13 protein-coding genes are annotated in these 13885 nt (G+C 44.1%); 7 read left to right on the top strand and 6 right to left on the bottom strand.

Features of this window, described 5'->3' with window-relative positions; all coding sequences use genetic code 11:
• Positions 1-16 precede the first annotated feature (16 nt).
• Complete coding sequence (locus FHS10_RS18405; RefSeq protein ID WP_259093262.1) at positions 17-436, bottom strand: gamma-glutamylcyclotransferase family protein; 420 nt, start codon at positions 434-436, stop codon at positions 17-19.
• 123 nt (positions 437-559) lie between these two features.
• Between FHS10_RS18405 and FHS10_RS18400 the strand changes: the two genes are divergently transcribed.
• The 3 genes from FHS10_RS18400 to FHS10_RS18390 are packed head-to-tail and all read left to right on the top strand — an operon-like array spanning position 560 to position 3936.
• Positions 560-1918: a glutamine synthetase family protein gene (locus tag FHS10_RS18400; protein WP_259093260.1), complete on the top strand. Its 1359-nt coding sequence runs from the start codon at positions 560-562 to the stop codon at positions 1916-1918.
• 56 nt (positions 1919-1974) lie between these two features.
• Complete coding sequence (locus FHS10_RS18395; RefSeq protein ID WP_259093259.1) at positions 1975-3012, top strand: hypothetical protein; 1038 nt, start codon at positions 1975-1977, stop codon at positions 3010-3012.
• 54 nt (positions 3013-3066) lie between these two features.
• Positions 3067-3936: a TIGR01459 family HAD-type hydrolase gene (locus FHS10_RS18390; protein ID WP_259093257.1), complete on the top strand. Its 870-nt coding sequence runs from the start codon at positions 3067-3069 to the stop codon at positions 3934-3936.
• A 9-nt stretch (positions 3937-3945) separates the two neighbouring features.
• Here the strand turns inward: FHS10_RS18390 and FHS10_RS18385 are convergent, their stop codons facing one another.
• Positions 3946-4335, bottom strand: coding sequence for a MerC domain-containing protein (locus tag FHS10_RS18385; RefSeq protein WP_259093256.1), 390 nt, complete (start codon positions 4333-4335; stop codon positions 3946-3948).
• 138 nt (positions 4336-4473) lie between these two features.
• On the opposite strand from FHS10_RS18385, the gene FHS10_RS18380 reads away from it, so the two are divergent.
• A complete protein-coding gene (locus FHS10_RS18380) occupies positions 4474-5109 on the top strand; it encodes a phosphatase PAP2-related protein (protein WP_259093255.1) in 636 nt (211 codons plus the stop codon).
• Between the two features lie 103 nt (positions 5110-5212).
• On the opposite strand, the gene FHS10_RS18375 is transcribed toward FHS10_RS18380, so the two are convergent.
• Positions 5213-6709, bottom strand: a complete 1497-nt coding sequence (locus FHS10_RS18375) for a gluconokinase (RefSeq protein WP_259093253.1) — start codon at positions 6707-6709, stop codon at positions 5213-5215.
• A 98-nt stretch (positions 6710-6807) separates the two neighbouring features.
• Here FHS10_RS18375 and FHS10_RS18370 point away from each other — a divergent pair, with 98 nt between their 5' ends.
• Both FHS10_RS18370 and FHS10_RS18365 read left to right on the top strand, forming a co-directional pair.
• On the top strand, positions 6808-7602 hold the full coding sequence (locus tag FHS10_RS18370; RefSeq protein WP_259093250.1) for a HipA family kinase: 795 nt from the start codon (positions 6808-6810) through the stop codon (positions 7600-7602).
• Positions 7583-7963 carry a DUF3037 domain-containing protein gene (locus FHS10_RS18365; protein ID WP_259093248.1) on the top strand — a complete coding sequence of 127 codons (381 nt, stop codon included), beginning with the start codon at positions 7583-7585 and terminating at the stop codon, positions 7961-7963. Before FHS10_RS18370 ends, FHS10_RS18365 begins: the two co-directional genes overlap by 20 nt.
• Before the next feature lie 146 nt (positions 7964-8109).
• Here FHS10_RS18365 and FHS10_RS18360 read toward each other — a convergent pair whose 3' ends face one another.
• From FHS10_RS18360 to FHS10_RS18350, 3 genes are read right to left on the bottom strand one after another with little or no spacing between them, the layout of a single operon-like run.
• A complete protein-coding gene (locus FHS10_RS18360; RefSeq protein WP_259093245.1) occupies positions 8110-9393 on the bottom strand; it encodes a tetratricopeptide repeat protein in 1284 nt (427 codons plus the stop codon).
• 53 nt (positions 9394-9446) lie between these two features.
• Entirely contained in the window at positions 9447-12179 is a 2733-nt protein-coding gene (locus tag FHS10_RS18355; RefSeq protein ID WP_259093242.1) for an alpha-L-rhamnosidase, read from the bottom strand.
• A gap of 23 nt (positions 12180-12202) precedes the next feature.
• Positions 12203-12982 (bottom strand): polysaccharide deacetylase family protein, encoded by a 780-nt coding sequence (locus FHS10_RS18350; protein WP_259093240.1) that lies wholly within the window; start codon positions 12980-12982, stop codon positions 12203-12205.
• Positions 12983-13150: 168 nt separating this feature from the next.
• Here FHS10_RS18350 and FHS10_RS18345 point away from each other — a divergent pair, with 168 nt between their 5' ends.
• Positions 13151-13684 (top strand): DinB family protein, encoded by a 534-nt coding sequence (locus FHS10_RS18345; RefSeq protein WP_259093239.1) that lies wholly within the window; start codon positions 13151-13153, stop codon positions 13682-13684.
• Positions 13685-13885: the final 201 nt, after the last annotated feature.

The raw sequence follows: 13885 nt of genomic DNA, 5'->3' as shown, positions 1-13885 counted from the left end.
TCAGGGGATTTTTTTGTTAAATTTTGCCGTTCAGGTTGATATGATCCAGGTACTTTCCACCGGATACCTCAGGAAAATGATGAACATCCCAGTTATATAAATACACCCAACAAGCAACTATCCCATTGTTTGTTTCTATATAAACAACACGCCTTGTGTACTCATACGGTTGTGGCTCATCAGATCCTAAGCCCTCGTATTCATCAATAATTTCCAATACATTTTCAACGTTATCCATTAAATAGATACTCCCGTGAATATATTGTTGGGCATTTGCATCAATGATAGCACCCGGGTATTGGCCGATATCATAAAGCCGTCCTTTGATTTTCCCCTCTCCTACCAGCTTACAATGTTTTTGCAGATAAACAGCATACTGATTGCCGTTAATGAGCAAAGTTCCATAAACAAATAGATAAGAGCTTGTTATTTCCATATTTAAAATCGCCTCAAACAAAGGTAAGGGCAAATTCGTATCAATATTGGTAAACTCAATAGGCATTTTTTTATGTTTACATCATAATGGCTATTTTGCTAAACCCAGCCTTATAATTACACCATGAACTACGAACAGATCAAAGCTTATATAGAAGAAAATAATATCCAAAAAATAAAGTTCGCCTTTGCCGATATTGATGGCGTGCTGCGAGGAAAGGTTATCCACATTAAAAAATTCCTGGAAGGATTAAAAAGTGGTTACGGTTTTTGCGATGTTGTTTTTGGATGGGACAGCAGCGACAATTGCTATGATAATGTTAAACTTACCGGCTGGCACACCGGTTATCCCGATAAACTTTGTCGCATTGATTTGAACACCTTGCGCCATATTCCATGGCAGGATAACATCCCCTTCTTTTTGGCCGATTACAGTGATCCTAATGGGACATCCCTGCCCGCCTGCCCACGGAGCCTGTTAAAAAAGATAGTTAAAGAGTGCGAAGACCTGGGTTACCATGCCGAGTTTGCCCAGGAGTTTGAATGGTTCAACTTCAGGGAAACCCCGCAAACTATCAACGACAAAGATTTTACCAATATCAATACCCTTACACCGGGTATGTTTGGCTACTCGATACTGCGTACTTCTCAAAACAGCGATTTTTATTATGATCTGTTTAACCTGTTAACCCAATTCAATATCCCCATAGAGGGTCTGCATACAGAAACCGGTCCGGGAGTTTATGAAGCTGCCATCGCTCACGATGAGGTATTGGTCGCCGCCGATAAAGCGGTGCTATTTAAAACCGCTGTTAAAGAGATAGCTTATAAACATGGTATTATGGCCTCTTTTATGGCCAAGTGGAATGAGGAGCTTCCCGGTTGCAGCGGCCATATCCACCAAAGCCTTTGGAGCAAGGATAAAACAGACAACCTGTTTTACAATGGCGATGACGTTAATAAAATGAGCGATCTGCACAAACACTACCTGGCTGGCCAACTGTATTGTATGCCGCATTTGCTACCCATGTACGCGCCTACCATTAACAGTTATAAACGCCTTGTTGAAGGTGCCTGGGCGCCAACAACCATAACCTGGGGCATGGATAACCGCACAACAGCCTTACGTGTTATTAATACCACGCCTGGCTATACCCGCTTAGAAACCCGAATTCCCGGCTCTGATACCAACCCTTACCTGGCCATGGCAGCAGCTTTAGCCAGCGGTTTATATGGCATAAAAAATAAATTACCATTAAATATTGCCCCAACAGTAGGCAATGGCTACCAGGACAAGCGAAACGGCGTATTAGCCAAAAACCTGTTTGATGCTGCTACAGAAATGCAAAATTCGCCTATAGCAAAAGAGCTTTTTGGCGAAGGCTTTGTTGAGCACTTTACCCAAACCCGCCTTTGGGAACACCGCCAATACGCCAAACATGTTACAGACTGGGAATTGAAAAGGTATTTTGAGATTATATAGTTTTCCTTAATATTGCGCACATTTGCACCCGCAAATTTTATAAACCAAATTAAAAAATGGATTATTCCATCATTGTTAAAAAAGCATGGGAAGGTTATGACGCGTCAAAAACCATCCGGCTTATTGAGGATATCAGCGCAATGGTATCTACTAATCACGTGTACCGCATCACTTTTGATGACGACGATATCATTATAGCTAAACTTTCGTACTTCGGTAAATTTGAGCATTTCAAAGAAGATCATCGCATCATCCAAACGTTGGCCAATAACCTGCTTTACCCTTTTGAAAACCTGCTGGCCCGTTCTTTACTTAAAAATAACCGGGTTTATATCTACCATTATAAACATGGTAAAACCGATGCCTGGGTGGTTTTTTATAACCCAACACGCATTTTAAACCGTTTACCACGAAGATTGGATGATAACCAGATCAAAAAGCTTGGTCAGCAAGTGGGTAAATTCCATAAGGCTTGCTCAAGGGTAAAAAACGTGCTCCCCAAATCATCAAAAACACTGCGTACGGATATATCGTCCTTAATGCATCAACTGGAAACCAACGAAAAGCAGTTTGGCACCGCCATGCAGGCCGATTTTTTGAAATACCACTGTGATACTTTCATGAAAAACCGGTCGAAATATAACATGAGTTCGTTTGAGATCATTCCAGTGTTTATCGACTGGAACATCGGCAATTTTTCGGTTACGCCAGCTCTTGAATTGTATTCCCGCTGGGATTATGATTGGTTTAGGATGAGCTACCGCGTGCTTGATTTTTACTTTTTTAGCCGCGTAGTATCTGATGTTGGCGACCGTACCGTTTTTAGCTATGTGATCAACACCATGATGGAGGACAGGTTTATCCTCTTCGTGAAAGAATACCACAAAATAAACCCACTTACCGCCGATGAGATCCGGTTTATGAAGGAGGCGTACCGCTTTTTTATCCTCAACTATGTAATTAAGGATGGGAAACACTTCTTTAGCGAACAATATGCCGAAAAATTACAGGCGGAAGCCTTTAATGTATACCTGCCATCTGTTGACCGCGATTTTGATGCCGAAAAAATCATCGAAGCGCTTAAATTAAAATAAACAATGGCTTAATATTTTCAGCATATTGCGGCTTAATTAGCACAAACCATCAGCATGAACAAAATAGACAACTTTAAATCCATTATTGACAGGTATAAAGTTGTTTTTTTTGATGCCTTTGGAGTTTTAAAGAACTATAAAGGGCTATTACCGGGGATAGAAAACACTTTTGCCTACCTTGATCAGCAAAAGAAGGACTACTACATTGTTACTAACGATGCATCACGCAGTCCGGCTCAACTGGCCGAATCTTACAATATCAAAGGACTACAGGCTATTACCGCCGATCACATCATATCATCGGGAATGCTTACCAAAGAATACCTTGATTTAAAGGTAAACGATGGCATAGTGGCCTATTTAGGCACACAGGATTCGGCCCATTATATTGATAGCTCTGGCTTGCATACCCTACCTGTCAGCCAGATAGACGCCAGCAATATTGATAAAGTTAACGCCCTCATATTTCTGGATGATGAGGGTTTTGACTGGTTTCAAGACCTTAACAAAGCCGTAAATATCCTGCGTAAACGTACCATCCCCGCCATAGTTGCCAATACCGACCATGCCTATCCATTAAGTAAAAATGATGTATCTATAGCTGTGGGCGGCTTAGCCAGTATGATAGAAAAAATAGTGGGCAAGGAGTTTATCCGCTTTGGCAAACCCGATTCGCAGATGTTTATGTTTGCGTACGATCTGCTGCGCGAGCAAGGCCCCATCAGCAAAAAAGATATTGTAATGGTGGGTGATACCCTGCAAACCGACATCCTGGGAGGCAACAAATTTGGCCTGGATACTGTGCTTGTATTATCAGGAAACACCCAGGCCATTGACGCCGAAAACAGGATCCACGCTACGGGTATTATGCCTACTTACATTTGCGATTCGGCAGTTATAGCACATGACGAACTTGGATTTTAGCCTGCACTATTAACTTTCATGACTGCACGCGCCAACAAACCGTTGGTTTACAACATGCGCTAAGGCAATCAATAGTCCGCCAGCTGGTACAACATACCGCTCGGTATTGGTGTGTAACAGGGAGTGGCCAAGCATGATTATTCCAAAGCCGATAACCAGTAAAATTAAAGGCAACAGATTCCGGTGGACTTTAAAATAAGATCCTCCTATCGAATAAACGCCTATCATAAGCGCGAACAGGATCATCCCCCACTCTACCCAGGGCCTTGCCAAAAAGCTCATCCCAAGCAACGGTAAACTGGTAATAAATACCGGCACTACCGCGCAATGTATAGCACACAAGGTTGACGCGGTAACGCCAATCCTATCTAACCGCGACGATGTTTTATGAAGATGCATGCCGCAAATATAATTTAAATGCAACAAAATTGCATTTAAATTATCGCTATTTTTGAAAAATAACTTTAACAATGGCGTAACATATTATTAATACAAGCGTCAATAATTAACTTTGCAAATTATTACCCTGATTTATTTGTGACTCAAATTACCCTATATAGAATAAAACTGAACTGGCAGGCGGCGTTTAAAACCAGCCTGAAACGCGTTCAGCTCATTATAGCTACTATGCTTATTGTGGCCATCATCAATATTATGCCATCGTTTTTCAGAACGATAGAACAGCGGCATGGTGTTGTTTTGCACGATTGGGTATTGGCACATTTACCGGCCTACGATGTTTCTGTGCCTATTTTCGCCATTATATGGGGTGTGGGCATCCTGATGCTCATCCGGGCACTGTACAAGCCCGAACTGGCCATGGGCTACGTATGGACGCTTATATTTGTGTGCATTGCCCGTTTTATTACGCTAACATTTATAAAACTCGATCCGCCAGTGGGGCTCACCCCGCTGGTCGACCCGCTCACCGGTTTTTTCTACGGGCATGCCGCCATCACCAAAGATCTCTTCTTTTCGGGCCATACCGCTAACCTGGTCATCGCTTATTTTAACCTGGAACGCAAAAATGATAAACGCATCGTACTGGCATTAACGCTGTTGGTGATGTTTATGCTGCTTATCCAACACATTCATTATACCATGGATGTATTGGCCGCACCGGTGATTGTTTACGGTTGTTACAGGTTTACACGGGTGCTTGGATTGAGGTAACGTTTTTTTTGTAGAGGCGCATATTTGCGTCTCACGCTGTACAGAGCGAATTTGCAAATCGGATTTGCACACGGGAGACGCAAATATGCGTCTCTACAAAACGTTAAATACCTAAATCGTTCAACCGGTGCATTGATCCTTTCAGATCCTGGTACAGTTTTTTAAATATTACAAACATCCTGTTATACAATTGGTGATTGCCGGGATTGGGTTGTATAATGGTTTGGTGGCCGATTGATGTTAGCGCAGCATAATCAGCGGGATACAGAATCTTTGCGGCAAGGTAAATAGCCCCTACTGCCGATGCATCTTCGTTTTGCAAAACGGCCAGTTTTTTACCGGTGATATCGGCCAAAACCTGCGTCCACACTACCGAACTCACAAAACCTCCGCTAATGTTTACCTGGGTAATGGTAACCGAGGCATCCTCTACCGTTTTTAGCACGTTGTACAAAGCAAAACAAACGCCTTCCAGCGCAGCCCGCAAAAAATGTGCTTGCGTATGTGCAGGTTTAATATTGATATAGGCACCGCTGGTTTTGGTATCCCAGATTGGTGCCCGTTCGCCATACAGGTAGGGCAAAAAGATGAGTCCATCGCTGCCGGCCGGTACACTTTCAATCGTGTTAAACAGCTGGTCGTAATCGGCACCCGAAAGTTGTTCTTTTTGCAGAAAGTTTTTGAGCAGCCAGTTAATGGCAATACCTCCATTATTTACCGCGCCGCCACAAACATAGGTTTGTTCATTAAGCAGGTAATTAAAGGTCATACCTTCAAAATTGTAAACCGGTTTAGCACTGGTAATTCTTACCGCGCCGCTGGTGCCAATGGTAAGGGCCGCGATGCCCGGTCCGGTGGTGTGGCTGCCCAGGTTGGCACAGCAGCCATCGCTTGCGCCGGCAAAAAATTTAGTATCTGCTGAAATGTTTAGCAAAGTTGCTAAATCGATATTTAAACTTTCCCGGTAATAGGTGGTATTTACAGGTCGTGATAATTTCCCGGTTGAAATACCGGCCAACGCGCAAGCTTCAACGCTCCAATCCAGCTTTAAAATATCAAACAAACCGGTTGCCGAAGCGATAGAATAATCAACCTCAAAAACATGAAACAGCTTAAACCAGATAAACTCTTTGATGCCGATAAACTGATGTGTTTGGCTAAAAAGTACAGGGTTATTTTCCCGAAACCAGATGAGTTTGCATAATGGTGACATGGCATGTATAGCCGTTCCGGTAATGCGATAGATCTCTTCTGCCTGGGCAGATTCCCTTAAATTCAGGGCAACGTCTTCGCTTCTGGAATCGGCCCAGGTGATCATGGGGGCCAGTGGTGCCCCCGCTTCATCAACAGGAATAATGCTATGCATGGCACTGCTAAAGCTAACCGCCGCCGGGGCATAGCCAATTTTTAACACAATTTCCTGAAAACATTTCACAAAGGCATCCCAAATCGCCAACGGATCCTGTTCGCTGTAACCCGGTTGGGGACTGCTGATAGGATAATGCTGCTGCGTTACCCCAAGCGATTCGCCAGTTAAAGCAACTGCCACAGCTTTGGTGCTGCCCGTGCCAATGTCTATTCCTAAAATATATGCCTGCATATGATTATCGGCACAAAATAGGATTTATCTTTGGCACAAGGCAAATAAAGATCACATTACCGATTTTTGAAAAATTTGCCCTAATTTTCACCCGGACTATGAATTACACTCCACCGCAACTCCGCACTATTAACGTGATCCGCTACGTAACGCCCTTACGTGAGGGTGGCTCGTTACCGGCTATTGCCGAAGGTGACGATGAGTTTTTATATGTGCTTAAATTTAGGGGGGCCGGCCAGGGCGTTAAAGCACTTATTGCTGAACTGATTGGCGGCGAAATTGCCCGTCTGCTGGGCTTAAAGATCCCCGAACTGGTATTTGCCAACCTTGATGCTGCCTTCGGCCGCTCGGAGGCCGATGAAGAGATCCAGGACCTGCTTAAATTCAGCGTTGGCTTAAACCTGGCCCTACACTATTTATCCGGAGCTATCACTTATGACCCGGTGGTTAACACGCTTGATGCCAAACTGGCTTCGCAAATTGTATGGCTGGATTGTTTGTTGACCAATGTTGACCGCACCCCGCGCAATACCAATATGTTAATGTGGCACAAAGAGCTTTGGTTGATTGACCATGGCGCGGCCCTTTATTTCCATCATTCATGGCATAATTGGGAAGAATCGGCCAAACGGCCCTTTGTGCAGGTTAAAGACCATGTGCTGTTGCCGCAGGCTTCCTTATTAGATGAAGTAGATGCTGAATTTAAAGTCGTTTTAACACCCGAACGGATCAGCAATATTGTTAACGTTATCCCGGATGATTGGTTAACCGACGACTCCGGAAACGGGACCCCGGCCGAGCGCAGGAATGTTTATACCCAATTTTTAGTAACCCGTGTAGCATCATCAGCTATATTTATAAAAGAAGCCCAACATGCCCGATCTGTTATTTGAGTACGCCGTGATCCGCGTTGTACCCAGGGTAGAGCGTGAAGAATTTATCAATGTGGGCGTAATTGTTTATTGCCCCAAACAAAAGTTTTTAAAGGCCATGTTACACCTGGATGATGCCAGGATCAGCACGCTGGCCCCAACTTTAGATCTGGATTGCCTTAAAGACAACATAGCCTCTTTAGAGCGCATAACCAACGGCGATCCAAACGGCGGCCCAATTGCGCGGCTTGATCAGCCATCACGCTTCCGTTGGCTTACAGCTACCCGCAGCACAGTAGTGCAAGCCTCTAAAGTACATCCGGGCTTATGTGTTGATGCTGAAGCAACGCTGGTGAAATTGTTCGGACAATTGGTGGCTTGAGGAGGTACCTACCCATGACAAGTTGTAGATCCCAGACTTACGAAGTTTTCAAAACTTCGTAAGTCTCTCGTCGTTTTGTCATTTCCACCTTTAGCTGCCGCGAGTTACGCTATGCTAAACTCGCAGCAGCTGCGTGGCATAAAAAATCACTCGATAACAAGCCCGTTTTCGATAAAATCTTTAAAGACCGATAGCGATTCATCGTGAATATACCCACAGCTATCCAGTAATACAATGTAGTACAACTTTCCTTTTAAACGCGAATAGGTTTGGCCAATATTGTAGTAATTTATTTTACCTGCTTCGCCGTGATTTAAATTTCCTGTCGCGCTTTCCAATAGCATGCCAGGGTTTTCGGGTTCATCCCGGGCAATTGCCATCATGTACATATGCCCGCCGCCTATATTTTGGTATACGTCGGGGTCTGTAATTTCATAGGTGATACAATCTTTATACTTATCGGTTAGGTGAACAGGTTTGGTTTTATATTCCGGCTTTACAAAAACCGACATGAAATCGCTTAAAGACTGCCCTGACTTTGGTATTTTGGCCATGACCAATATACTGTAATCAATAGGCTTATTGCTTATTTTACTGATGATAGTAGTTGGTTTGAAACTGATGGCGGTAACCTGGTTTTCATAGCTATTAGTGGAAACGCCCCATGTGCTGTCTGTAGCCATACGGGTACCAATAAGCCGGTTGGCGATAATATATTTACCGCCTTGTTTACCTGCCAGCGACCAGATATCCTTTGCCAGCAAACTTGTATCTTTAGGCGGCTGTTTTAAGCTTGCATTTAATGATTGCAAGGTAGCCTTACTTACATCATTGGCATGACCAAACAACTTAATAGATTGCGAAACAGCAAATTTAGCCGTACTTGGCATACCAGCAGTTAACGTGGCAAAAGCATAATCAAACCAAAAATGCCCGCTTATATTTTGCGGTTTAATGTTTAAAGCCAATTGATATGTTTCGATAGATTTTTCGGGCTGTGCCGACAATGCATAATGGTTGCCCAAAAACCAAAAAGTGCGGTAATCAGTTGGGGCCAGCTGCGTTGCACTGGTGTAATTATCAAGCGCCTTTTTGTAACAAGGCTCCAGTTCAATATTGTACAGGTAATGGGCAATATCACCCAAAAGCAGGTAAGTTTCTACGTTTTTGTCTTGCTGTTTATCAAGCCCGTCATACAATGCCGAAAGTGATGTTATTACATCATCTTTTCTTGTGCCCGCCTTCCATTCATGCACCCAATGGTCATACAAACCTAAATGATCCTGTAAAAATTTAACGTTTGCTTTGAGATTGGCAGGGGTGTTAACCTTAGTAAAATCGATGGCGTTGATATTGCCATATGTTTTAACGCTGAACAGCAGGGCGATCAATACAATTATCCCCTTATGATTTAGGTGTTTGGTCATCATTATTATTGTTGGATAAAGATAACCAAACACCTTAATTAAAAAATATTTTCAGTTTATTTAGCCTTCACCGGCTCCTTTACCTGCACCCAGGGATAACTAAACATATACTCTCCCGATCCCAATTGAACAGTTACCCCATCTGCATCCGTTACCGGCGAACCCGTCAATGGCTTGCCATCTTGTTTAACATCTTCGACACGGGCTTGCGGCAGGTTGAGCGTGGCGGTTGTATTAACCGGCACTACCACATGAACCTGCATTTGATCGTCCTTTACATCCCAGGCCGATAGGATTTGGCCATACATGGTTTCGAGCGTGGCTTTGGCATAGGTAAATTTTGAGGTAGGCTGTGGGTTAAGTATAATTTGTTTGTAGCCCGGCTTACCTATTTGAATACCAGCTACATTCTGGTACATCCAATCGCCAACGGCGCCGTAAGAATAGTGGTTAAATGAATTCATGCCTTTATCCTGAAAAGTGCTATCGGTTTTAATACCATCCCAGCGTTCCCAAATGGTGGTGGCACCCATTTTTACGGGATATAGCCACGATGGATATGTTTTTTGTAACAGCAGATCATAAGCCACCTTAGCATGTCCGTTTTGCGATAATACCTGGCATAGGTAAGGCGTACCTAAAAAGCCGGTTGACAAGTGATTGTTACGGCTGCGCACATCATCGACCAAATAAGCAGCTGCCTTGCTTTTCAAGCTATCAGGTACCAGGCCAAACTTAAGCGCCAGCACATAGCCGGTTTGTGAGTCGGCAAAAATGCGGCCCGTTTCGGTCATGTAGTTGTGGATGAAGGCTTTTTTTACCGACTCAAAAATATCGCCGTATTTCTTTTCATCGGCTGTATTACCCAAAACACCTGCCGACTGGCTCAACAATTTAGCCGAGTAGGCGTAAAATGCTGTTGCAATTAAATCGGGACTTGTATAGCCATTGGGTTCAGAGAAATCATAAATGCCAGGGCGATAGAACAACCAGTCGCCAAAAACGCTGCCTCCCTTCCAGATCCGATTTTCGCCCGCGCTTTTAATGATCTTATCTACATAAGCTTTCATGCTTGGATATTGCGTTTGCAGGATACGTTTATCGGCATAAACCTGGTACATTGTCCACGGTACAATAACAGATACATCGCCCCAACCGGCAGATGTGGCATGGTTGGTTTGCAAAACATCGGGCACCACAAACGGGATACCTCCGTCAGCAAACTGATCGGCAGCAACATCTTTCATCCATTTGGCAAAAAATGGCGCTACGTTCATGTTAAATGCCGCCGTACGACTAAACACCTGCGCATCGCCCGTCCAGCCTAAACGCTCGTCGCGTTGCGGGCAATCGGTAGGGATATCCAGGAAATTCCCCTTTTGTCCCCACTGAATATTGTGCTGCAGCTTGTTGATCATGGTATCTGAGCAGGTAAACTGCCCGGTTGCGGCCATATCTGAGTGCACCACTACGGCTGTAAAATTCTCGGGCTTAATTTCGCCGGGGAAACCTTCAACAGCGATATAACGGAAACCAAAAAAAGTAAAATGAGGTTCATGAATTTCAGTACCACCACCTTTCAAGGTATAATTGAGCGTAGCCGTGGCCCCGCGCAGGTTTTCGGTATAAAACTCACCGAACTTATCAAGCACCTCGGCATGCCTTATCCTGATGTGGGTGCCGGCAGGGCCTGTTACTTTAAGGCGTACCCAACCGGTCATATCCTGCCCAAAGTCAACTATCTGGGTGCCCTTGGGGCTTTTAAAAATACCGATAGGCTTTAGCTCCATAATACGGCGTACCGGTACACTTTGCACCCCTACCAATATTTTCTTATCAGCGTTGATAACATCAACAGGCGTCCAGGCGGCATCGTTAAAGCCTTTGGCTGCCCAGCCGGGTATTTCCTTGCGGGCATCGTAATTTTCACCATCATAAATTCCGTTGAGGGTTACGGGGCTGTTTTGGGTGCTTTTCCATGAACCATCAGAGTTGATCACCGCCGTTGAGCCATCGGTATAAGTAATTTGCAACTGGCATAATAAAGCCAGGTTTTTGCACCAAAAGCCCCAGTTGCTTTTATAAGCCAATTCGCCTTTAAACCAACCCTCGCCAAGCATGGCACCTATTACGTTATCGCCCTGCTGTAGCATGGCGGTAACATCATATACCTGGTACTGCAGGCGTTTTTTGTATTCGGTCCATCCGGGAGTAAGCTGCTGGTCGCCTACTTTGTTGCCGTTAATGTATAATTCATATAAACCGCGGGCGGTAGCATATACCCTGGCCGATAGGATCTTTTTTGAAGCGTTGAATTGTTTACGCAGCATTAATGCCGGCTGTAAGCGCGCGCTATCCTGCTTGGGCTGTATCCAGCTGGCTGTCCAGTCGGTAGTGTTAAAAAAGCCGGTTTCAAAATAGGCAGGTTTGCTCCAGGCCGAGGCGTGGTTATGGTTATCCCATATTTTTACCCGCCAATAATAACGCGTGGCCGATTTTAAAGCCGCGCCATTATAGGTAACCAATACCGAGGAATCGGAACTAATTCTCCCGGTATTCCATACTGTTTTGCCCGATGAAAAAGAAGCGTCTGTAGCTACAACTATGGTGTAGGCCTGTTGCAGGGTATTCTTTTCGGTGCTTACAATTTTCCAGCTTAACCGGGGATGGGCAATATCCGTACCGATGGGGTTAACCAGGTAGTCGGCGGTTAAGCTTTCAACAATGGGGGTTTGCGCCAGGCACACAACCGGCAATAAAAATAACAGGCAGGTTAAAATATGTTTCATGATTATAATTGGAGAAACCAATGTTATTGATTGTGATTTGCAGCGGCAACCCCATCCATCCCCTGCCGAAACGTGGTCACTTCTATCTCATTTTGATGCTGCTTTAAATAAGCCAGTAATTGCCTGTGCGCCGCCGCGGGTGTAGTAATATAATCGCCGCCTACACCGTGAAACATCAACACGCCGGCAATGCCGCTTTGCTGTACCTTTTTAACAAAAGCTATCAGCTCGTCGCCGGTAACGCCCGCAGGAACGCCCCAGGCCGGTACCTGTAAAGGATCAATCTTTTTAACATCTGTAATGATGGCATCGTTGCCACCGCCTATGCGTGCATATTTAACTAACCCCGCCTTTCTTAACGAATCGACATAATTGACACCACCAACCGAAACCTCGGTACAAGGGTAAGCGTAAGTGCGGGGCACGGTTTTACCATCCACTGCAAACAAAAGATTATTCATTTCGCCAATTTCGCGGATCATCATATATACCGTATAAGCGCCCGAGTTATTTGCCTGGTTTGCTTTAACTGTAGTAAGTAAACATGGATGGTACAGCGAATGGTTAGCCAGTTCGTGCCCTTTTAACGCGACCTTCCGCCACTGCGGAATGGTAGCTTTCCCGATGTTCCCCATCAGGAAAAAAGTTGCCTTAAACCCCATAGAATCCAGTTGCGGTATGGCAACATTTAACTGCGACGCTATCGCGTCGTCATAAGTAAGCATGATCACTACCTTTTTGCGCGACTGGGCACTTACAACAAAGCCGCTGATCAATAGCAACCCCAATAATATTTTCCTCATAAAACCGATTAATAATTGACTAAATATAAGTTAACCAATTAGTTTTTAATAAAATGCCTCCATAAATCATTTAATCAAAAAATTAATTCTTCTTTTATAAAATCCTGCTGACATAGGGCTGTCACTCGGCAGTTGTTACTTTGAATCATAATCAAAAAACAAAACGCTATGGAAATCATCCCAATGTTATTAAAGGAAATGGAGCAGGAAGCCCAAATCACCCGTAAAATGCTTGAAATTGTACCGGCCGATAAATTTAAATGGCAGCCACATCCCAAAAGCATGAACATTGAAACACTTGCGGTTCATATTGCCGATGTGCCCAACTGGGTAGCACTTGGCGTACATACCGATGGTTTAAATTTTGCCGAAAGTCCTTACGATCCGGGTAAAGCCGAAACTACCCAGGATTTGTTGGATATATTTGAAAAATCGTTAGCCCAGGGAAAAGCCGCTTTGGAAAGCACAACCGAAGAGGAGTTATTAAAACCCTGGATATTAAGCAATGGCGACCAGATACTACAGCGCTACAACAAAATTGGGGTTATCAGGGTGGCATTATGCCAGTTGGTGCATCACCGTGCGCAATTAGGTGTGTTTTTGCGCTTGCTCAACATCCCCATCCCTGGAAGCTACGGCCCAAGCGCCGATGTTTTAAGTGGTGAATATCAGGATAAAGCGAATTTAGTATCAAGTAATTAGTATCAAGTATCAAGACAGAAAAGAAAAAGAAGGGCCCTTCCATCTTGATACAATTAAAAATCTTGATACTTGATACTGACTACTTGATACTGCTCCACAAAAAAATCGAGGCCGTATCATAATTCAAATGATGCGGCCTCTATGTTTGCAACGTATTGGCTCCATGTTTATCTGTTTTCGTTGAATTTCTCAGCAAGGAGT

Origin of the sequence: Mucilaginibacter dorajii, assembly GCF_024808255.1 — a bacterium.
GTDB lineage: Bacteria > Bacteroidota > Bacteroidia > Sphingobacteriales > Sphingobacteriaceae > Mucilaginibacter > Mucilaginibacter dorajii.
This window is presented reverse-complemented; position numbering and strand designations above follow the sequence as displayed.

Coding starts and splice junctions, on each gene's coding strand:
- FHS10_RS18405 (WP_259093262.1), bottom strand. CDS start 436: ATGGAAATAACAAGCTCTTATCTATTTGTTTATGGAACTTTGCTCATT.
- FHS10_RS18400 (WP_259093260.1), top strand. CDS start 560: ATGAACTACGAACAGATCAAAGCTTATATAGAAGAAAATAATATCCAA.
- FHS10_RS18395 (WP_259093259.1), top strand. CDS start 1,975: ATGGATTATTCCATCATTGTTAAAAAAGCATGGGAAGGTTATGACGCG.
- FHS10_RS18390 (WP_259093257.1), top strand. CDS start 3,067: ATGAACAAAATAGACAACTTTAAATCCATTATTGACAGGTATAAAGTT.
- FHS10_RS18385 (WP_259093256.1), bottom strand. CDS start 4,335: ATGCATCTTCATAAAACATCGTCGCGGTTAGATAGGATTGGCGTTACC.
- FHS10_RS18375 (WP_259093253.1), bottom strand. CDS start 6,709: ATGCAGGCATATATTTTAGGAATAGACATTGGCACGGGCAGCACCAAA.
- FHS10_RS18370 (WP_259093250.1), top strand. CDS start 6,808: ATGAATTACACTCCACCGCAACTCCGCACTATTAACGTGATCCGCTAC.
- FHS10_RS18365 (WP_259093248.1), top strand. CDS start 7,583: ATGCCCGATCTGTTATTTGAGTACGCCGTGATCCGCGTTGTACCCAGG.
- FHS10_RS18360 (WP_259093245.1), bottom strand. CDS start 9,393: ATGATGACCAAACACCTAAATCATAAGGGGATAATTGTATTGATCGCC.
- FHS10_RS18355 (WP_259093242.1), bottom strand. CDS start 12,179: ATGAAACATATTTTAACCTGCCTGTTATTTTTATTGCCGGTTGTGTGC.
- FHS10_RS18350 (WP_259093240.1), bottom strand. CDS start 12,982: ATGAGGAAAATATTATTGGGGTTGCTATTGATCAGCGGCTTTGTTGTA.
- FHS10_RS18345 (WP_259093239.1), top strand. CDS start 13,151: ATGGAAATCATCCCAATGTTATTAAAGGAAATGGAGCAGGAAGCCCAA.